This window comes from Armatimonadota bacterium (assembly GCA_016869025.1).
Lineage (GTDB): Bacteria > Sysuimicrobiota > Sysuimicrobiia > Sysuimicrobiales > Humicultoraceae > VGFA01.
The window spans coordinates 35,053-55,385 of record VGFA01000017.1; the positions used below are offsets into that span (position 1 = coordinate 35,053).

The window sequence follows — 20,333 nt, forward strand, 5'->3', positions numbered from 1 at the left end:
GATTCCGTCGGCGTGATCTAGGTAGTGGCGCGGCCGGCGCCGGTGGTCCCGCCGTCTACCGCTATCGTCTGACCGGTGATGTACCCTGCCCCGCGGCCGGCCAGGAACACCACGAGGGCCGCCACCTCTTCGGCCGTGCCCATCCGGCCCATCGGAATCACCTCGAGCAACTTCCGGCGAAGCTCCTCGGGCATGGCCGCCACGATGCCCGCGTCAATCGCACCCGGCGCTACCGCGTTCACGGTGACACCGCGCGGAGCCAGTTCCCGGGCAAGCACCTCGGTCAGCCCGATCAGGCCGGCCTTGGCAGCCGAATAGTTGGCCTGGCCGGCGCCGCCGGCGACCCCTGCTATGGAGGACATGTTGATGATTCGACCCCGGCTGCTTGCCAGCAAGTGGGGCAGCGCGTGGCGGCAGCAGCGTACAGCGCCGGACAGGTTGGTGTCCAGCACCGCGTTCCAGTCGGACGGCTGCATGCGCACCACAAGCGCGTCGCGCGTGATGCCGGCGTTGTTGACCAGGATGTCGAGGCCCCCGAACCGCGCCACAGTCTCGGATATGCACCTCGCCGCGTCGGCGTCGGAGTCCACGTCGGCCTGGATTGCGAGAACCTCGGCAGGCGGAGACAGTTCACGGACCAGCGCCTCGGCGCCGGCCGCGTTGGAGCGGTAGGTGAACGCGACGCGCGCCCCGGCTCGGGAAAGCGCGACCACAATGGCTCGTCCGAGGCCGGACGATCCGCCGGTGACCAGCGTGGAAGCTGAATCGAGCATCAGGGGCGCCGGGCGACCACCTGCATCCAGATCCGCGGGACCGTCTGAAGCTTGAGGTCCCCAAAGGTCTGGCGGGCGCCGGCCTTGAGCGCTTCCATGCCGATCTCGAGAGGGACGCCGGGCAGCGCGCCCTCGATGAACATCGAGAACTCGCTGATGTCCTCCCAGGCCTGGCAGGGGAGCTGCTTCTCCTGGAACTCGACCTCGGTCTCGGCAAACCCGCTATCATCAAGCAGGCGGCGATACTCCGCCGGGGTCAGCCACTGCATCGCGGTGGCCTTGGCGTCGCGGACAACGGCATGTCCCCTCTCGCGCAGCAGGCGCATCGCCCGCAGCCCCCAGTGCTTGTAGAACCGCAGGCTGTCCCCGGCGTAGGCGCCCTCGAAGAAGGTGGTGTTGAACGCCAACACGCCGCCGGGGCGCAGCACCTTGCTGATCCCGGCGATCACCTGGGCCTTGTCCGGGACGAGGTGGATGGCGTTGCAGAAGACCACCGTGTCCACCTGCGGCACCAGGCTGCCCAGGCGCTCCGCGGTCCCCTGGATGAACCGCACGATGGCAGACTGGATTCGCTGCGCCGCCAGCACCAGCGCGGAAGCGGAGGGGTCTATGGCGAAGACGCGGCCCAGCGGCGGCACGCCCATCCGCTGCAGGATCAGCTCGGTGATGGCGCCCGGGCCGCATCCCAGGTCAACCACGTCGGCGCCCGGCCTGATGCCTGCGCGCGCCACCAGCCAGGCGTTGACTTCCCTGAAGAACGGATGCGCCGCGAACCTGGCAAACGAGAACCGCTCTTCCGGGGTCTCCATGGCCTGGGTCTCCATAAGATGGATTATACCTCATGCGCAAGCGCCATCCTCATGCGCTAGCGCCACCCATCGCGGTGGACTACCTCATGGGCCAGTCCGCGGGAGCGGGCGGCTCCCTCTCCCGCGGGCGAGACCAGCAGGGTGCCACCACGTCCCTCGACCCGTCCTTCGGCGAGCACGACGCGCCCTCCGGCCACAGACCACGTGGCACGCCCTGCTTCGAGATCCACGACCGTTACGTCGGCGTCGGCGCCCACACCGAGGTGTCCTTTGGTCGGAAGGTTCAACATGCGGGCAGGGTTCAGGCTGGCCTTGACGACGAAGTCCCGGAGGGTCCAGGCGCCCATCTGGACCAGCATGAGCCCGTGCCGGACCAGGAAGTTGCGCGGAATTGCGCCGCCGTCGGTGCTGAGGCCGCCGATCACGAAGGCACCGTCGCGCCGCGCGGTCGCCAGCAGGATCGCGGACGGGATGTGGTTGACCGGGAACGAGACGCCTGCGTCGGTCTCCAGGGTGCGCCATGTTTCTAGCCCGTCCGCCGGTGATGCCAGGATGATCTCGCCGCCCTTCTGGATGTGGATGCGCGCGTAGCCGGAGCGGATCGCGGCCTCCAGCCCTCTCTCGCTCTGCTCGTAGCCCCCCAGCCGGAGGCAAGTCTTCGTGACCGCGCTTGCCGGGGCGCCGCTGCGGCACCGTGCCGACGTGCCGTTGTATACAGACAGGTACGACTCGCTGACCGCGGAGGGGTGTGCGGTCAGGAGTTCGAGCGCGCGCTGCGCCTCCACGACCGGATCGCCCATCAGCTGGCCGCGGCAGTACGAGTTCACGTGGGCGATGTGGATGGGGCGGCCCGTGGCCAGGTCGAGTGCCTCTTCGAGCCCGCGGATGTCCGAGCCCGTTGCGGTTGTTCCCACATGGAAGGCGACGTAGCACCGGCACCTGGCCGCTTCCTCCACGGCCTGTGCAGTGGCCTCTGGTGTTAGAGGGTAGTGGCCGCCCAGCAGCTTGATCCCGATCGCGCCACTGGTCAGCGCCCGGTCAACCGCGCCGGCGATCTCGTTCCCAGTGGGATCGAGCGACGGCAGCGTTGCTCCGGGAACCAGCGGGTGGAGGTAGGCGATGTTGAGCCCGGCGCCTCCGCCTGTCAGGTCCCGCGCCAGGTCCTCGATCTCACCGGCCATGTCGAGCGCGGTCACGACACCCGTCGCGGCCACCATGCGGTGTCCCTCGGCCGAGCCGAAGTGGCGCGAGAGGTGGGTGTGGCTGTCAATCACTCCTGGGATCACGTGGCGCCCGGCGACATCCACGGTTCTCCGCGCGCCGGTGGTTACCCGGCCCACCTCGCTGATCCGCCCGTCGCGTATGGCCAGCTCGGCAGGCCCGTCCATGTTGTTGGCGGGATCGAGCAGGTGCCCGCCCGTCAATACGAGATCGTGCACTCGGCATCATTCCTTTCTGCTGGCCCTTCTTTCAGGAGGTTGGCCGAAAAGCACGGATTCCCTTTGCTATAATCATCGCCGGAGAGGTGGCTGAGCCTGGCCGAAGGCGGCGGACTTGAAATCCGTTAGGGTGAAAGCCCTCGTGGGTTCGAATCCCACCCTCTCCGCCAGTCGGCGACTGCAAGAACCCCAACCCACGGAGGCCGCGCGATGTACGGATGGACCGGGAACATCCTGAGGGTCGATCTGACGACAAGGACGTATGGACGAGAAGCGTTCTCCGAGGAGTTCACGCATACGTGGGTAGGCGGCCGGGGATTCGCCTTGAAGACTCTCTGGGACGAACTCGAGCCGGGAATTGATCCCCTGGGACCTAAGAACAAGTTCATCGTCGCCCTCGGTCCGATCGCCGGCATCCCCGCGCCCAACACCGGTAAAACCGTCGTGGCGGCCAAGTCGCCCCTGACCGGCGGCTACGGAGACGGCAACCTCGGCACCCAGGTCACGGAACAACTCCGGAAGGCCGGGTACGACATGCTCATCGTCGAGGGAGTTGCCGCCGAACCGACCCTGCTCTACATCGAGGACGACCGGGTAGAGTTTCTGTCCGCCGCCGAGGTCTGGGGCAAGGGGACTTACGCGACAAACGACTGGATCTACGGACGTTACGGAAAGAGAGTCGGGGTTCTCAACATCGGGCAGGGAGGGGAAAACCTCAATCTCTATGCGACGGTCCGGAGCCTCGAGGGACGCTCCGGCGGGCGGCCTGGAATGGGCGCCGTAATGGGATCGAAGAAACTGAAGGCCATCGTGGTCAAGGGGAGCAAACCCATCCCCCAGGCCGATCCCGAAGCGATGAGGAAGCTCGGTACGGCCGACCTGCGCGCAGTCCACGAAATGGACAAGGAATCCGGCTGGTCCATCCAGAGTACGACGGGCATTCTCGCCTGGTGCAACGAGGTGGCCGCGCTTCCGGTCCGGAACATGAGGAAGACCCGGCATTCCGACGCCTGGAAGATCGACGGCGAACGGCTGAATGCCGCGCGGGTGGCGACCTACGGCTGTCCGACCTGCCCCATGCGCTGCGGCATCACCATCCACGACCGCGAGGGCCGGGAGTCCGAACTCGACTACGAGAACATCGGCATGCTGGGCAGCAACCTGGAGGTCTTCGAACTCGACCAGGTCGGATCCCTGAACTACCTCTGCGATGACTACGGCCTGGACACGATCTCCGCGGGAGGCGTCCTCGGGTTCTACGCCGACGCGATAGATCGGGGGGATATCGCCGGCGATTTCCGATTCGGCGACATCGAGGGGGCCAAGGAACTCCTTCGGCTCGCCGCCCTCAGGGAAGGGAACCTGGGAAACATGCTCGCCGACGGGACGATGCGCATGGCCCGGAAGATCGGCCGGGGTTCCGAGGCCTACGCCATGCACGTCAAGGGCCTGGAGGTTTCCGCATACAACTGCAAACTCTGTCCCGGCATGGCGCTTTCTTTCGGAACGAGCCCCATCGGCGCCCATCACAAGGAAGCCTGGGTCATCACCTTTGAGCTCAACCAGACGGTCCGCGATTCCTACGGACGGGACAAGGCGCAGAAGGTCATCGAACTGCAGAGGATCCGGGGAGGACTGTTCGAGTACATAATCGCCTGCCGGTTCCCATGGGTCGAACTCGGCTGGCAACTTGAGCACTACCCGATCTACTTCAACACCATCACCGGCCTCCACTGGACCCTGGACGACTTCTGGAAGGTCGGCGACAGGATCTACGCGCTCATGAAGTTCTTCTGGCTTAGGGAAATGCCGGATTGGAACCGGAAGATGGACTACCCGCCCATGGTCTGGTTCGATTCTGCCAACGCCGACACCGACGGCCCGATCGCGGGCAAGGTCCTCGATCTCGAGAAGTACGACGGTCTTCTTGACCATTACTACGACCTCCGCGGCTGGGACAAGAGAGGCATACCCACAAGGAAGACGGCCGCCGCCCTGGGCCTAGAGGACGAAGCCCGCCAGGCCGAGGCCTTCGGCAAGTTGGAGGACTAGCCCGGAGGACCAACCCGGAGGGCCTTGCGATGAAGGTCACGGTCAAGATGATCGGGTCTTTCGTCTATTCCGCTGGATTCAGCGAGAAGACCCTTGATCTCTCCCCCGGAACGACGACCGATGAGCTCCTGGAAACGTTGAAGATCGAGAAGTCCCGGCCGATGATCGTAGCGCGCAACGGCCAGGCCGTCGTCCCGGGAGAGAGACTCGAGGACGGCGACCGGGTCGTCATCGCTCCCATCTTTTCGGGCGGATAGGCAGCGCCGGAAGGCGAGCAGGTACGGGCCGGAGCGGGGCGGCTAGTAAAGCCGCTCTCGGTCGAAGACGTTCAGCAGGGGTTCGCCGCGCAGGTACCGCCGGAGGTTCTCGCAGAACAGGTCGGTGAGCCGTGCATTCTCGGTCTCCACGGTGCTGGCCGAGTGCGGGCTGATCAGGACGTTTGGCATATCCCACAGGGCGTTATCGGCCGCCGGGGGCTCTGCCGCCAGCACATCCAGCGCGGCCCCGCCGAGGCGGCCGTCACGCAGCGCCTCGATTATGGCCGGCTCGTCCACGACGGCCCCCCGCGCCACGTTGATGAGCACTGCTCCCGGCTTCACGGCGGCGAGTTCTTTCCGTCCGATCAACTCCTCGGTCTGCCGGGTATGAGGGGTGGCCAGGACGACGTAGTCCGCCGCTCCTAGCAGCGAGGGCAGTTCGGCCATCGGCACCAGCCCGTCAACCTCCACGTCCCGGTCGCCTGGCTCGACAATCCGCCGGGTGGCAATGACCCGCATGCCAACCCCGCGGCACATCCTCGCGACTTCACGGCCGATCGTTCCAAGACCGATGACGCCAACCGTGGCGCCCCGGAGATCGCGGCCGCAGTACCGCAACCACCGGTGCGCCGCTTTATCGCGCACCATTCGGAATCCGTCCTTGGCGAACCAGAGGATCGCCATGAGTACGAAATCGGCCAGCGGCTTCGCGTGGATCCCTTTTGCGGTCGTGAAAACAATCGGGCTATCGAGAAGGCCGGTCCGCAGCAGGAGCTGTCCGATTCCTGTGCTGGTGCCTTGAATCCACCGCACCCGAGGGATGAGGGTCTTCAGGACGTCGGCGTTGGGATAGTCGAAGTCGAAGAGAACCTCGGCTTCGGCCAGGTAGCCGCGCCACTGCCGCTCGTCATCCTCGGTGCGCTGCAGCGGGCGCCCGAAGTGATCGCACGGGTACCGCGGCTCCGGGAGCAGGGCCGGCTCATAGATGACCCGCACTTCGCCGGCGCCGCGGATGCGCTCGACGAAGTGCGGCTCAAGATAGGAAGCTATTAGGACAACTACGGGCGAGGCGCGTCTCCCGGCAGCCCCCACTCTATGCTGCGTACTTCTTCGCCCAGTCGCTGACGATCGGGATTGCGAACTCCTTGCCGTTGTACGTCTGGACCGCGTAGTAGATCGAAAGGATCAGCCAGACGATCCACAGGATCGGGCCGGCGACCAGGAACAGGAGCCAGCCCAGGAACGGGATGTTCCCCAGGATCATCAGCGCCACGTACAGCACGAACCACGCGATCCCCCAGAACAGCGCGGTCCATCCGTGGCGCTTCATGAACGGGTCCTTCTTCATGTCGGTAAGGATTATGACGAGGGCGATTATCCAAATCGGGTACGCGAGCGCGGCGAGCAGCCGGTTCGACTGGTCCGCCGGGGCGGGCTCTGTGCTCATCTAGCACCTCCCTAGTCGCTGCTGGTTGCCTATGAGTTCAGGGCGCCGGAGGGGGTTTCCTGCCGTCGCGTCCCGATAAGTCCACGCCCGTCTATAATGGACCTGTCATGCGCATCCCGACGGCGGGGTCCGGCCTGGCCGGGGGCCTCATCAATGAGATCCGCGAGGTAGCCGCGGGCGCGCCGGTTGCGGTGGCGTTCAGCGGCGGGCTGGACTCGTCCGTTGTCGCGGCGCTCGCCCGCGATGCGCTGGGCCCGGCCAACGTACTGCTGGTCACGGTCAACATGGGCCAGTACGCCTATCGCCGCGGCAACGCCATTGTGCTGGAGATGGCGGAGCAACTCGGCCTGCAGCAGCGCTGCCTGCTGGGCCAGGCAAGGCAGCACGCGGTCCAGCGGGGCGGCCCCGCATGCAACCGATGCACCCGCGAGATCAAGCTGGGCATGGTCAAGGCCGCGGCACAGGGCCGGCCGGTGCTCACCGGTTCCAACCGCAGCGACACCTGGGGGCAGAGGGGCCTGCGGATCCACGACGGTTACTACTCGCCTCTCCTGGACCTAGACAAGCCCCAGATCCGGGAGATGGCCGGCGATCTGGGCCTGGAGATCCCGCGCATCGGCGAACACTGGGGACGCGAGGGGTGCAAGCTCAAGCACCTGCTGAAGCCGCTGATCAACCCCGACTACCACGGACGGGCCGTAGCAGAGGCGAACGAGGCTCTGCTGGAAGTGCTGGCCGGGATGGGTTTCGACGCGGAGCTGGCCAATGTCAAGATCGTCGGTCCCCTGCGGCGGAACGTCGGTCTGGTGAACGTCCGGCCCGAGCCGCCCTCCGCGCTCAGGGCCGCCGTCCTTCGGGCGCTGGGCAATCTGGCAGGCCTCGACGAGGTGCGGTTCGTCGAGGGGCCGGTGCGGCTCGTGGTGAAGGCCGGTCCTGCTCTGGCAGGGGACGCGGCGGGTCGCTACTGGGTGGAGCACGGACGTCTGGCGCCCGACTTCGCCCATCCGATAGAGGCGGAGTGGAGGCCCAGCCCGGACGGACGGCTCCACACGTTCCATGTCCTCGACGCGGTCCCGCTCTGATTCGGGGCGCCGGGAACGCGCCTCCGGCAGGATTCGCATCGTGGGCGCCCGAACCAGCGTGGCGATGATCCGGCGGCTTCTCGTGTTGGTTCTCGCACTCGTATGCGCGCTGGCCCTGGCGCTGTTCCCCGCCCAGGTCCGCGGCGGGCCCTCTGTTACGCTCGAGTTCTGGACGATCTCGCTCCAGCCGTTCTTCAACGACTACGTCAACGGACTCATCGCCTCCTACGAGCGGGCGAACCCCGGGGTGCGGGTCCGCTGGGTGGACGTGCAGTTCGCGGCGGTCGAGCAGAAGCTGCTGGCCGCGTTGGCCGGAGGCGTGCCGCCGGACGTCGTCAACCTCAATACCGAGACCACCGCCCGGCTGGCCGAGCGCAACGCGCTGGTGGACATGGACGAGGCCGTCCCTGCCCAGGTCCGTGCCCGCTACTTTGAGGGCCTCTGGCGCTCCGGAGCGGTGCGCGGCCGGACCTACGCGCTGCCGTGGTACGTCGTGCCCAACGTGATCGCGTACAACACGGCCATCTACCGGCGTGCCGGCCTCAACCCCTCGGAACCGCCGCAGACCGAGGAGGAGATGATCCAGCACGCGCGCACCATCAAGGACCGCGCAAAGGTCTACGGTTTCATGCCCAACCTGGACGGTGTACGCCTGCTGCACCGGTTCCAGGAGAACGGCCTGCCGATCCTGAGCGCCGACGGGAAGCGGGCCGTGTTCAACTCGTCCGAGCACGTGCGCTACCTGGCCCGCTACGTGGACCTCCTCAAGGATGACTACTTCCCCGAGGATACGTTGCGCCGTGGATACCTGGGCGCCACCGAGCGGTACAGCGCCGGGCAGCTGGGGATGCTGATCACCGGCCCACAGTTCCTGCTCAGGGTGAAGAGCGACAATCCCGAGGTATACGCGCAGACGTTCGTGGCGGCCTACCCCAGGGGAAAGGGCAACACCCTGCACCTGGCCACCATGACCATGGCGGTGCCCAGGTCGAGCCGCAACGCCGCATCTGCCGTGGACTTCGCTCTTTTCGTTACCAACGACGAGAACCAGCTCGAGTTCAGCCGGCAGGTTGTCGTCTTCCCTTCGACCCGGCGGGCAGCGGCGGATCCGTTCTTCCGCCGGGGCGGCGCCGGACCCGAGGACGTCGCCCGCAAGGTGGCCGCAGCCGACCTGCCCTACGCGCGCGACCTAAGCGTGATCGTTCCCAACGCCGGTGACCTCTTCCGCGTCTTCCGGGAGGCCGTGGAGAGCGCGTTCTACGGCAAGCGGACGCCGAAGGACGCGCTCGACTGGGCGGTCAGGCAGTGGAATGCGCGGCTCTGAAGGTGCGACCCTCCGGCTGAGCCGTTGGCCGAACCGTCGGAGGCGAGCCCTTCCGGGGCTGCTTGCCGCGGCCCTTGGGATTATCATCGCGGCCCAGCCCGCGCCCTCGCAGCCCTGGGCGGCCGGCGCGTGGCCCGACGCCTACATCACGCCGCCCCGCGACGCCCGAATAATCCCGCTCCCGAAGTCGCTGCGGTGGTTGGACGCGCCCTTTGAGATCACCCCGGCGACCCGGATCGTTGTCGGCGATGCCGCGGGCCCAGAGGATCTGTACGCCGCGCGGGAACTGAACGAGGAGATCGCGGCATGGGGCGCGCCGCCGCTGGCGATCGTGCGGGGCTCCGGCGGGTGGGGCTCCGGCGGCGCCATCCTCCTCGGTGAGCCCTCGCTCAATCCCCTGGTAGATGCGGCGCTCGCGGAGCACCGGATCAGCGTGGATTTGCGGGACCCCGGGCCTGAGGGCTACGCGCTGCGCGTGGGGCCGGGTGGGGTCGTCGCCAGCGGCGCCGACCGCCGCGGCACCTTCTATGCCGTCCAGACCCTGCGCCAGCTGGTCGAACGGGACCCACGCAACCCAGGCCGCCTGATCATCCGCGGGGCCGAGGTCCGCGATTGGCCCGATCATCCCATCCGCGCGGTGCACGTGGTGCTGGACAGCCACTCGGACGTCTTCCACACCGCATTGATAGACCGCATCTTCAGCCGCTACAAGTTCAACGTGCTGATTGCGGAATCCCAGTATGTCCGGTGGGAGAGCGCGCCCAACATCTGGCATACCGGAGGCGCCACCAAGGCCCAGGCGGCCGCGGTGATCGCCGCGGCGCGCGAGCACCTGATCGAACCGATCCCGCTCATTCAGACGCTCGGGCATGTCGGGTGGCTGTTCCACAATGATCAGAACCTCGACCTGATGGAGATGCCGCCGGAACTGGTACCTGCGCGATTCGTCTACGACCCGCTCAACCCGCGGGTCTACGAGGTGGTGCTGCCGGTGCTGGACGAAGCGATCGCGCTGTTCCGGCCGCGCTTCCTGCACATCGGGCACGACGAGGTCCGCAACGTGGTGCCGTTCCCATGGTCGGAGGAGGGCCGGCGCCTGGGGTTCGGCGAGCTGTTTGTGCGCGATACCCTGCGCCTGTACGATCACCTGAAGGCCCGGGGCGTCGGCACGATGATGTGGGGCGACGTGCTGCTTACCCACGAGTTCGCCCCTGAGATGGCGCGGCTGCCGCGCGACATCGTCATGGTGGACTGGCAGTATCACGCCGCGGCGCGCTACCCGAGTCTGGACCACTTCCGCGCATGGGGATTCCCGGTGCTGGCCGCGACCTGGGACCGCTACGACAACATCGCCTCACTGTCACGCGACGCCAGGCGCGCCACGGCATCCGGCATGGTCCGGACCACCTGGACCGGGTACTTCGGCAACCGGGGCGCGCTTGTCTCGTCCTACCAGCAGATCTATAGCTACCTGCCGGCAGCGGACCATTTCTGGACGACCGACCGGCCGAGCCCATCGCCGTCCCTGGATGCGGTGGAGGCCGCCGCGCGGTTCCGAGAGGACTGGCGCGCGCCGCGCGATGAGCCGCAGACCATCCCAGGCCGGGCGCTCGACATCCGCTCCGTCGCCAACCGCAGCCACATTGACGGCGGCCCAGACGACGGCGGCGCCGGATGGCTGGGGAAGGGACCGGACTACGATCTCCGGAATCTCCCGGTGGGGCAGGCGCGCTTCGCCGGCGTGCTGTTCAACGTGCTGGATCCCGCAGAGCGTGGCGGCCGCAGCATCGTGATGCTACGCGGGGCCCGCGAGCCCGCTCTAGCGATGCCCGAACGCGTCATGGTCGGCGCCGGGTTTGCCGCGGGCGCGCTGTGCTTTCTGCACGCTCTTCCCTACCCTGGCTCGCGCTTCGGCGAGACGGTGGCTACCTACCGCGTGCGGTTCGGCGACGGCGGCGCCGCGGAGATCCCGATCCGGTACCGGGTGAACATCGGGACATGGCTGGATGAACCCATCTCGTTCGAACACGAGATCGGCTGGGCCGGCCGCACCCGGTCAGGGGTGGACGTGCGGATCTCGCTGTTCTGCTGGACCAATCCCGACGCAGGGCGCCCGATCGTGGCCGTTGACCTGCAGGCCGCCGGCGCCGCGACCGCGCCTGCCGTATTCGCCATCACGGCACTCGACCACGCCCGCGGGGTGGCGGTCAGGTAGGGAGGAACCACCATGGCCCTGAACGGCCGCGTCACAATCGAGCAGGTGGAAAGCCGGGCGCTGCTCGGCAATCCCCTGGGCGATCCCAACATCCGGGAAATCCCGGTCTACCTGCCGCCCGGCTACGATGGAGCGACCGCGCCGTATCCGGTGATCTACTGGCTGCACGGTTTCACCGGGATCGGTCTCTCGGCGACCAATGCCGGGCCGTGGGTGTCGTCGCTCCCCGAGTGCATGGACCGCGTGATCGCCGCGGGCGCGCCTCCGGCGATTCTGGTCATGGCGGACGGGTTCACGCGGTTCGGCGGCAGCCAGTATCTCAACTCCGAGGCCACGGGTCGCTACGAGGATTTCACTGTTTCGGAGCTGGTCGCCCACACCGATCGCCGTTTCCGTACCCTGGCGTCGCCGGCCCACCGCGGCATCGTTGGGAAGTCCAGCGGAGGCTACGGTGCGCTCGTGCTGGCGATGCGCCATCCCGATGTCTTCGGCGCGGCCGCGTCCCACAGCGGGGACATGTACTTCGAGGTCTGCTACCAGAGCGACTTCTGGAAGTTCTGCAACATCGTGGCCAAGTACGGCGGGGTCGAGCCTTTTCTGCGGGCGTTTCTCGAGATGCCGAAGAAGACCAACGACGCGATCACCGCGGTGAACATCGCGGCGATGGCGATGGCCTACTCGCCGAACCCCTCGCGGCCGCCGTGGTACTTCGATCTGCCGTTCGACCCGTACACCGGCGAGATGGACGAGGGCACTTGGGCCCGGTGGCTCGCCTGGGATCCGGTCCGGATGGCAGGGGGGCATGCCGAGGCCCTGCGGTCGCTCCGGCTGCTCTACTTCGAGTGCGGTTCCCGCGACCAGTTCAACCTGCACCTGGGCGCGCGCCTGTTCCACAGCCGGCTCGAGGCGCTGGGCGTCCGGCACGAGCATCAGGAGTTCGACGACGATCACACGGGCATCAACTACCGGTATGTCGAGTCCCTCCGGCGGCTCTGCGAGGCGCTGGCCGGCCCGCATGGCGGCTAACCTCTTCGGGCTCAGCCGCCGGCGGTGGCGGGCGACCATCACCGCCTACCTGTTTCTAGGCCCGGCGCTGCTTCTGTTGGGCACCTTCACATTCTATCCCGTGGCGTTTGGGACCGCGCTCAGCCTGTTCGATTACGATGTGATCTCCCCGCCGCGCTTCGTGGGACTGGAGCACTTCCGGCAGTTGTGGGAGGATCGCTTCCTCTGGATCGCCCTCGCCAACTCGACGAAGTTCCTCCTGGTGGTGCCGGTGCTGCAGGCGCTCTCGATCGGGCTGGCGGTAGCGGTCAACGTGCCCCTGCGGGGCATCCGGTGGTTCCGCGCCGCCTACTACCTGCCGGTGGTTACCTCGATGGTCGTGGTTGGCCTTATGTGGCGGTGGCTGCTGGAGCAGGATGGGGTGGTGAACTACGCGCTTCGGACGGCCGGGCTGCTCGACCGGCCGATCGCCTGGTTGGGACACCCCGACCTGGCGCTCTTCGCGGTGATGTTCGTGACGCTCTGGAAGGGTCTGGGCTACTACATGGTGATCTACCTGGCCGGATTGCAGGCGATATCACCCGAGTACGAGGAGGCCGCGATTACCGATGGCGCCTCGCGGTGGCAGGTGTTCCGCTGGGTGACGCTCCCGCTGCTACGCCCCTCGATCCTGCTGGCGTCCACGATCTCGGCGATCGCCGCGCTGAAGGTCTTCGAGGAGGTCTACGTCATGACCGGCGGAGGCCCGATGTTCCGAACCTACACGATGTTCTTCTACATCTTTGACAAGGGCTTCCAGCAGCTCGACCTCGGATACGCCGCGGCCCTGGCAGTGGTGCTGGCCGTCCTGGTGATGGCGCTCTCGGCGGCCAACTTCCTGGTGTTCAGGCAGGGAGGGTGGAGCTATTACTAACGTGGCGCGGTATGCCGGGCTAGGAGCCCTGGCGCTGTTCACAACCTTCCCGCTGCTCTGGTTGCTCTCGATAGCACTACGCACAACCGGAGGCGTCTTCGGGTTTCCCCCACAACTGCTGCCCTGGCCCGCGTCTCTAGGCAACTTCATCACCGTCTGGCAGACGATGCCGCTCCCGCGGTTCTTCCTCAACACGATCGTGCTGGCTGGCGCCGCGGTGGCGCTCAACCTGGTGCTGTGCTCGCTGGCAGCGTACCCCCTGGCCCGCATGGAGTTTCCGGGCCGGCGGGTGGTGTTCGCGCTGCTGCTCTCCACGCTGATGCTGCCCGGGCACGTGGGCCTGATAGTCAACTTCGTAACGCTGCTGCGGCTGCGCCTGATTGACACCTACCCGGGCGTGCTGCTGCCCGGAGCGGTCAGCGTGTTTGGGATCTTCCTCCTGCGGCAGGCGTTCCTGACCGTGCCCCGGGAGATGGAAGATGCCGCGCGCATGGACGGCGCCTCTGAATGGACGATCTGGTGGCGGGTCATGCTGCCGGTGATCTCGCCGGCGCTGGGGGTGCTGGCGCTCTTCGAGTTCGTGGCGGTGTGGAACTCCTTCCTGTGGCCGCTGATCGTGCTCAAGACCCCTGATAAGTACCCGCTGGCGGTCGGGCTGCTCTACCTCTCGGGCCTGTTCGCGCACAACACCCGCGCGGTCGCGGCCGGCGCGGTGATGATGACCGTGCCCATTATCGCCGTCTTCCTGTTCACGCAGCGTTTCTTCATGCGCGGCCTGACCGTCGGGGCGATTCGGTGAAACGCCTCCTGTTCGTGCCGCTCGACGACCGGCCCGCCACGCGGGAGACGGTGCTGGACCTACTGCCGCTGCTGGGCGCGGGATGGGCCACGCCGCCCCGGGACCTGCTCGGCCACCGTCGCAGGCCGGCCGACCTGGACGCGCTGTTCCGGTGGGTGGAGCGCGAGGCGGTTACAGCCGACGCGATGATTGCCTCGGCCGAGGTCCTCCTCCACGGCGGCCTGGTGGCCTCTCGCCTGAGCGCCGACCCTATGGAGGCACTCTGGCGCCGGCTGGATCGGCTGGCGCGGCTGGCGGCCCGCGTACCGACGTACCTCAGCGCGATTACACCCCGGATTCCCTCTGAAGGCTCCAGCGAGGAGCCCTCGTACTGGGGACCGTACGGCGATCTGCTGCGGACGTACTCGACCTGCCTGGACGCCGGCGAGCTGACCGGCAACGAGATCAGGTTCCGCCGGGCAATGGAAGCGCTGGAAAGCGTTCCGACCGCCGTGGTGGACGACCTGCTGCGCCGGCGCCGCCGCCATCTCCTGGTGAACCTGGAACTGCTGCTCCTTGCCGCGCAGGGCGGGCTCAGGGCGCTTCTGATCGGGCAGGACGACGCCGAGCCGCACGGTCTTGCCCGCGCCGACCTGGCGGTGCTGCGCCGGTTCTGCTGGCGCATGGGCGGGGGCCGCGCCTATGTCTCGATCGGCGCCGACGAGCTCGGCGCCCGGTTGCTGGCCCGCCTCGCCAACGACGCGGCCGGCCGCGCTCCCCGCGTCTGCGTCCGGTACACTTTTCCCGAGGCACGGCGCAGCGTGCCGCGTTACGAACCCGCGCCGCTGGAGGAGACAGTCGCTGAGCACCTTACCGCATCCGGCTGCGCGGTTGTTGACAACGAGCCCGAGGTGCTGCTGTGGGTGCACAACTTCTCGGGCGCGCAGCAGCGAGAGGCGGTTGACCAGCGGGGTGCACCTCCGGCGCCGGTCCGCACGGTGACCGCAGCGCTGGCCGAGGCATCGGCGCGCGGCATCGTCTGCGGCTGCGCCGACGTGCGCTTCGCCAACGGCGCAGACGAGACGCTGGTACGCTCGCTCCTGGCGCGCGAGGACCTGGCCGGCCTGGCCGGCTACGCCGGTTGGAATACCTGCAGCAACAGTCTGGGCACCGCAATCGCGCAGACCGTGCTGTTCCATCACGCCCGGGGGCAGCTCAGCGAGGCGCGCCTGCGACAGATAAGGAGGCGATACCTGGTCCGGCGGCTCCTGGACGACTGGGGATATCAGGCGATCGTGCGCCCTTACCTTGCGCGCGAGGTGGTCCCTAGGTTGGGCGCGGACTCCTCCGCCCTGGGCCCGCACGCGGCTGCGGTGCAGGAGGCGGCGCTTCAGCGGATGCGGGAGGAGATACTGCCGCCGGTGGTCCGCGCCCTGGGCCCCTTCGTGCTCGAGGGGATCGCGTTCCCCTGGGATCGGCTGTTCGAGGTAGAGGTGAAGCTGCCGGATGAGGCGCAGGGCATCTAACCGGCGAGGCGCGAGGGAACCTGACCTATGAGGCGCGAGGCATTTGATGTTGCGGTGATAGGCGGCGGGCCCGCGGGCACGGTGGCGGCCGTGGCCGCGGCGCGCGAAGGCGCGCGCGTCGCCCTTGTCGAGCGATACGGCTTCCTGGGCGGCTCCCTGACCGCGGCGATGGTCGCGCCGATGATGGGATTCCATGCGGGCGGGCGTCAGGTGGTCGCCGGTATCCCCGAGGAGGTCGTGGCGCGCCTGCGGGCGATCGGCGCATCGCCGGGCCACGTGCCTGATCCGATTGACTTCTGCCACACCGTGACGCCGTTCGATCACGAAGGGCTCAAGCGCGTGCTGCTGGAGATGGCCACGGAGGCCGGCGTCGAGTTGTGGCTACACACCGTGTTCCTCGACGCCCGGGCCGCCGGTGGCGTAGTGCGCGCCGCGCGGGTCTGGCAGAAGGACGGCATCAAGGAGCTGCGCGCGCCGGTCTACGTGGACGCCTCGGGTGACGGCGACCTCTCGGTGGCCGCCGGGGCCTCTTCTGAGATCGGGCGCGCAGCAGACGGCCGCACGCAGCCGATGACGCTGGTATTCCGGCTCGGTGGGGTGGACTGGTCGGCCGTGATGGAGCACCTGGAACGCCATCCGGACGAGATACAGCACGGCCAGGGAGTCCACGACCGCATTGACATCGGGTGGCTGAAGGGATTGCCCTGTCGAGGCTTCGCGGGCTTCGGCGCCGAGGTGCGGCACGCCCGCGAGAGCGGGGAGTGGGCGGTCCCACGCGACCGGCTGCTCGTGTTCGAGGGTGTGCGTCCCACCGAGGCAATCGTCAACACGACGCGCGTGCTCGACCGGCTCGGGACCTCTGGCGGGGATCTCTCGCGCGCCGAGGTCGAAGGGCGGCGTCAGGCATACGCGGTCGCGGAGCTCCTGCGGCGCAGGATCCCCGGGTTCGCCGGCGCGTACCTGCTCGAGACGCCGGCGCAGATCGGCGTGCGCGAGACGCGGCGCATCACCGGCGACTACATCCTGACCGCGGAGGACATTCTCTCCGCGCGCAAGTTCGACGACGCGATCGCCTGCGGGGCGTATCCGGTGGACATTCACGACCCGACGTCGGATCGCCTCGTGGTGCGGCGCCTGCCCGAGGGCGAGTTCTACACGATTCCATACCGATGCCTGCTGCCACGCGGCGGAGGGAACTGGCTGGTGGCGGGCCGGTGCATCTCCGCGACGCACGAGGCGTTCGCGGCGTTCCGTGTCTCGGCGATCGTGATGGCGATCGCGCAGGCGGCAGGTACCGCCGCGGCGATGGCCGCGCGGGAGGGGATCTCGCCACGTGAGGTGGACCCCCAGGCCCTGCGGCGCGTCCTGCGCGAGAGGGGGGCGTTCGTGTGACTGACCCGCTCTCTCGGTGGGGCCTCCTGATCGTCAGCCTGCCGCGCAACGACGGCGCGCTGGCGCGGGCGGCCGCGGATGCGGGCGCCGACCTGCTCAAGGCCCACGTCAACGTGCACCACCGCGCCTCGGGCACGCACTTCGGGTCGCTCGACGAAGAGGAGGAGGGACTGGCCGCGGTGCTGGGTGCCGGCCTGCCCACCGGGCTGGTGCCCGGCGAGGAAGTCATGGTCGCGCGCGAGCAACTCCCGCGCCTGCGCCGGTTCGCGTTCCTCGACGCCTACGTGACGCGGCTGCCGCTGTATCTCTACGATGCGGGAGTGCCGGTGATCCCGGCGGTGCCCCACGACTATCCGCCCGAGCTGCTGGGTTCGCTGGGCGCGCTGCCCGGCGACTGGCTGGAGGCGGCGCTGGTCCCGCCGCTGTGCTACGGCCTGGATCCCGTGGCCGACGACCTCGTGGCGCTGGCCCGCCTGGGAGCGCTGACGCGCCGGCGGCTGATAGTTCCCAGCCAGCGACGCATCCGGCCCGAGGACCTCGGCCGCTACTTCGCCATCCCGCAGGTGTGGGCGGTGATGATCGGTGCTGTCGTGACAGGCCGAACCGCGCGCAGCATTGGCCAGGCCACCGAGGCGTTCCGCCGCGCGATGGACGCGCTGTTCCGATGATCGTCGAGGCGTCGGCGCCGACCCGCGTGGACCTGGCCGGCGGCACGCTGGACATCCACCCGCTCTACCTGATGGAGGAGGATGTCTGGACGGTCAACGCGGCGGTCGAGATCCCGGTTAGGGTGCGCCTCGCGCCTGCCCGCCGCGGATTCGTGATCGTCTCGCAGGACCTGCGCGAGCGCGTCGAGTCCGACGACCTCGACGGCCTGCCCTCGGGCGGACCGCTGGATCTGGCCTGCAGGGCGCTGCGCCTGTCTGCGCCGCGCCACGGGCTGGCCGTCGCGCTGAAATCGGCGGCCCCGCCCGGGTCCGGGCTGGGCGCATCCTCTACGCTGCTGCTGGCGTTGCTCGCGGCGCTGGACCGGTGGACTCGGCGCAGGCGCTCCCGCGACGACCTTCTCGCAACGGCCTGGCGACTGGAGGCGCAGTCGCTACGCACGCTGACCGGCCGGCAGGACTACCTGGCGGCCCTGCACGGCGGCGTCAACGCGATACGGTTCGGCGCCGACGGGGACCACGTCGAGCCGCTACTGCGGAGTGCGGCAGCGCACCGCGCGCTGCAGGACCGGCTGGTTATCGCGTACACAGGCCTGCCGCACCGCTCCGGCCCCACCAACTGGGGGGTCGTGCGCGCGTATCTGGAGGGGACCCCCGAGACGGTTCGACACCTCCGCGCGATTGCGCAGGTGGCGCGCGCCATGCGCGACGCGCTGCGCGCCCGCGACCTCGACGCGGCCGGCGCGCTTGTAGCGCTGGAGTGGAAGCACCGGCGCGAGTTGGGGCCTGGTGTGTCCACGCCACAGATCGAAGAGGCACTCGCGGTCGCCAGGCGGGCCGGCGCGGTCGGAGGCAAAGCGTGCGGCGCAGGAGGAGGCGGGTCGGTCCTGATACTGACGCGCGAGGGGGCGGGGCCGTCGTGCCGGCGCGCGCTGCGCGCCGCCGGATTCGCGGTGCTGCCTGCCTGGATCGCGGCGAAGGGTCTGCAGGTGCGCACCGTGCTGTAAGGATCCCCGGGTGCGCGCCGTGCTATAGTGGGGGCGATATGGCCCTGCGCACCGATCGTACGCTGCGGCTGCTCTTCACATCACTCTTCTTCTGGATGTTCGGAATCGGGCTCTACGAACAGCTCGTGCCGATCTACGCGCGGCAGCTGGGCGCGTCTGCCGTGCAGCTCGGGACGCTGTTCACGGTGCGCCACCTGGCGCTGGCCGGCGGCTTCCTGATCGGCTGGGTTGTGGTGGACCGGTGGAGCAGCCGCGCTGCGATCGTCACCTCCTGGCTGGCCGCCGTCCCGGTGCCGCTGCTGCTCGCCGCGGCACCGACCTACGCGTGGCTCGTGCCTGGGCTGCTGCTCTACGAGGTCACCTACTTTGGCGTGCCCGCGTTGAACGCGTTCGTGGCACGGCGTGTGCCTGCCTCTGAGCTGGCCTCGACGTTCGGCGCCATGGGAACGATCACCTCGCTGGGTTTCCTGATCTCGCCCACGGTCGGAGGGATGATCGCGGACCGCCTGGGCATCCGCGCCACGCTGGTCATCGCGGCGGCATTCTACGTTATCTCGGCAATGCTGATCCTGCGGATCCGGTGGGATGAGGGCAACGCGCCTGCACACGGGGTGTCCCGCAGACTGTCATGGGATCAGATGCGCGGCCTGATGCCCGTGATGTGGATCTTCTCCGGAACAATACTTGTGGTGCTAATCACGGTCCCCTTTGCGACGCCCTTCCTGCGCGAGGTGCGGGGGCTTTCGCTGTCCGAGATCGGGTTCCTCGGCTCAATGGTAGCGTTGGGCGCCGTGCTGCTCACGCCGGTGGCCGGACGGCTCGGCGACCGTATTGGTCCTATCACCACTCTGGCCGGGGGACTGGTGGTGTTCGCCTTCGGCGTGCTCCTCACGGTGTACGGGCCCGCGGCTCTCCTGCCGGTCGCGGCCATGATCCGGTGCCGGTCGCCCCTGAACACACTGGGTCACGCGCTGGTTGCTTCGAAGGCCCCTCCGGCCGTGCTCGGGCGGGCCTTTGCGCTGGCAGGGATCCTGATGGCCATCCTCGGAGCCGTGGGATCGTTTGCCGGAGGGTACGCCTACCGCCTCGACCCGGCGCTGCCGCTGCTGGTCTCGGTGGGCATGTCGGTCGCGATCGCCGGGGCGCTTGTATGGTGGCGGTACCGCACCGTCGCAGGAAGCCCGGCCGGTTCTGCGTGACGCAGAAGCGTGACCCTGGAACCATGACCCTGCAAGCATGACGCTGGAAGAGCGGATCAAGTCCCACGGCCGCGAGCTGGGTTTCGACCTGATCGGCATCACCGCGGCTGCCGGCCCGAGTGATCTGCTCCCCGGATGGGTGGAGCGTGGCGGCCGGGGCAGGAGTGCCGGCCGGCGCGGGGGCGCCGGCGATCCCGGGCGCGTATTCGAGGGCGCCCGCTCTATCGTTGCGGTCGCGATGAACCACTACACGGTCGGGCCGGGTGCGCCGCCTTCTGGCGATCGGTCGCCCGACGGCGATCTGCCGTCCGACGGCTACCTAGCGCGTGACGGCGGTTTGCGGGGGCGCATCGCGCGCTTCGCCCAGGGTGATGACTACCATCTGGTGATGAAGGCGCGGCTCCGGCCACTTTCCGGATTCCTCAAGGACCAAGGCGCGAACCTGGCGCG

At 68.3% G+C, this 20,333-nt stretch carries 19 protein-coding genes and 1 tRNA gene; 15 read left to right on the top strand and 5 right to left on the bottom strand.

Features of this window, described 5'->3' with window-relative positions; genetic code table 11:
* Positions 1-17: 17 nt before the first annotated feature.
* The 3 genes from FJX73_09445 to FJX73_09455 are packed head-to-tail and all read right to left on the bottom strand — an operon-like array spanning position 18 to position 3,021.
* On the bottom strand, positions 18-776 hold the full coding sequence (locus FJX73_09445) for an SDR family oxidoreductase (GenBank protein ID MBM3470999.1): 759 nt from the start codon (positions 774-776) through the stop codon (positions 18-20).
* Positions 773-1,597 (bottom strand): methyltransferase domain-containing protein, encoded by an 825-nt coding sequence (locus FJX73_09450; protein MBM3471000.1) that lies wholly within the window; start codon positions 1,595-1,597, stop codon positions 773-775. The genes FJX73_09445 and FJX73_09450 overlap by 4 nt, the downstream gene beginning before the upstream one ends.
* A gap of 41 nt (positions 1,598-1,638) precedes the next feature.
* A complete protein-coding gene (locus FJX73_09455; GenBank protein MBM3471001.1) occupies positions 1,639-3,021 on the bottom strand; it encodes an amidohydrolase family protein in 1,383 nt (460 codons plus the stop codon).
* Positions 3,022-3,101: 80 nt separating this feature from the next.
* Here FJX73_09455 and FJX73_09460 point away from each other — a divergent pair.
* The 3 genes from FJX73_09460 (at position 3,102) to FJX73_09470 (ending at position 5,330) form a co-directional block, all read left to right on the top strand.
* Positions 3,102-3,191 (top strand) — tRNA-Ser (locus FJX73_09460).
* A 40-nt stretch (positions 3,192-3,231) separates the two neighbouring features.
* Positions 3,232-5,073 carry an aldehyde ferredoxin oxidoreductase family protein gene (locus FJX73_09465; protein ID MBM3471002.1) on the top strand — a complete coding sequence of 614 codons (1,842 nt, stop codon included), beginning with the start codon at positions 3,232-3,234 and terminating at the stop codon, positions 5,071-5,073.
* Positions 5,074-5,102: 29 nt separating this feature from the next.
* Positions 5,103-5,330, top strand: a complete 228-nt coding sequence (locus FJX73_09470) for a MoaD/ThiS family protein (GenBank protein MBM3471003.1) — start codon at positions 5,103-5,105, stop codon at positions 5,328-5,330.
* A 42-nt stretch (positions 5,331-5,372) separates the two neighbouring features.
* On the opposite strand, the gene FJX73_09475 is transcribed toward FJX73_09470, so the two are convergent.
* Together FJX73_09475 and FJX73_09480 are read right to left on the bottom strand one after the other, a co-directional pair.
* Complete coding sequence (locus FJX73_09475; protein ID MBM3471004.1) at positions 5,373-6,422, bottom strand: D-2-hydroxyacid dehydrogenase; 1,050 nt, start codon at positions 6,420-6,422, stop codon at positions 5,373-5,375.
* Between the two features lies 1 nt (position 6,423).
* Positions 6,424-6,777, bottom strand: coding sequence for a DUF4870 domain-containing protein (locus FJX73_09480; GenBank protein MBM3471005.1), 354 nt, complete (start codon positions 6,775-6,777; stop codon positions 6,424-6,426).
* A 107-nt stretch (positions 6,778-6,884) separates the two neighbouring features.
* Between FJX73_09480 and FJX73_09485 the strand changes: the two genes are divergently transcribed.
* From FJX73_09485 to FJX73_09540, 12 genes are all read left to right on the top strand, one after another.
* Complete coding sequence (locus FJX73_09485) at positions 6,885-7,859, top strand: ExsB family protein (protein ID MBM3471006.1); 975 nt, start codon at positions 6,885-6,887, stop codon at positions 7,857-7,859.
* Positions 7,834-9,183, top strand: a complete 1,350-nt coding sequence (locus FJX73_09490) for a sugar ABC transporter substrate-binding protein (protein ID MBM3471007.1) — start codon at positions 7,834-7,836, stop codon at positions 9,181-9,183. The genes FJX73_09485 and FJX73_09490 overlap by 26 nt, the downstream gene beginning before the upstream one ends.
* Positions 9,170-11,398 (top strand): hypothetical protein, encoded by a 2,229-nt coding sequence (locus FJX73_09495; GenBank protein ID MBM3471008.1) that lies wholly within the window; start codon positions 9,170-9,172, stop codon positions 11,396-11,398. The genes FJX73_09490 and FJX73_09495 overlap by 14 nt, the downstream gene beginning before the upstream one ends.
* A gap of 12 nt (positions 11,399-11,410) precedes the next feature.
* Complete coding sequence (locus tag FJX73_09500; GenBank protein ID MBM3471009.1) at positions 11,411-12,424, top strand: esterase; 1,014 nt, start codon at positions 11,411-11,413, stop codon at positions 12,422-12,424.
* Positions 12,369-13,316, top strand: coding sequence for a sugar ABC transporter permease (locus tag FJX73_09505; protein MBM3471010.1), 948 nt, complete (start codon positions 12,369-12,371; stop codon positions 13,314-13,316). Before FJX73_09500 ends, FJX73_09505 begins: the two co-directional genes overlap by 56 nt.
* On the top strand, positions 13,309-14,115 hold the full coding sequence (locus FJX73_09510; protein MBM3471011.1) for a carbohydrate ABC transporter permease: 807 nt from the start codon (positions 13,309-13,311) through the stop codon (positions 14,113-14,115). The genes FJX73_09505 and FJX73_09510 overlap by 8 nt, the downstream gene beginning before the upstream one ends.
* Positions 14,112-15,620 (top strand): DUF4127 family protein, encoded by a 1,509-nt coding sequence (locus tag FJX73_09515; GenBank protein ID MBM3471012.1) that lies wholly within the window; start codon positions 14,112-14,114, stop codon positions 15,618-15,620. The genes FJX73_09510 and FJX73_09515 overlap by 4 nt, the downstream gene beginning before the upstream one ends.
* A 27-nt stretch (positions 15,621-15,647) precedes the next feature.
* Complete coding sequence (locus FJX73_09520) at positions 15,648-17,012, top strand: FAD-dependent oxidoreductase (protein MBM3471013.1); 1,365 nt, start codon at positions 15,648-15,650, stop codon at positions 17,010-17,012.
* Positions 17,009-17,680, top strand: coding sequence for a hypothetical protein (locus FJX73_09525; GenBank protein MBM3471014.1), 672 nt, complete (start codon positions 17,009-17,011; stop codon positions 17,678-17,680). The genes FJX73_09520 and FJX73_09525 overlap by 4 nt, the downstream gene beginning before the upstream one ends.
* Positions 17,677-18,684, top strand: coding sequence for a hypothetical protein (locus tag FJX73_09530; GenBank protein ID MBM3471015.1), 1,008 nt, complete (start codon positions 17,677-17,679; stop codon positions 18,682-18,684). The genes FJX73_09525 and FJX73_09530 overlap by 4 nt, the downstream gene beginning before the upstream one ends.
* 38 nt (positions 18,685-18,722) lie before the next feature.
* Complete coding sequence (locus FJX73_09535; protein MBM3471016.1) at positions 18,723-19,883, top strand: MFS transporter; 1,161 nt, start codon at positions 18,723-18,725, stop codon at positions 19,881-19,883.
* A gap of 37 nt (positions 19,884-19,920) precedes the next feature.
* On the top strand, positions 19,921-20,333 hold a 413-nt coding region (locus FJX73_09540; GenBank protein ID MBM3471017.1), incomplete at its 3' end, for a DUF1730 domain-containing protein.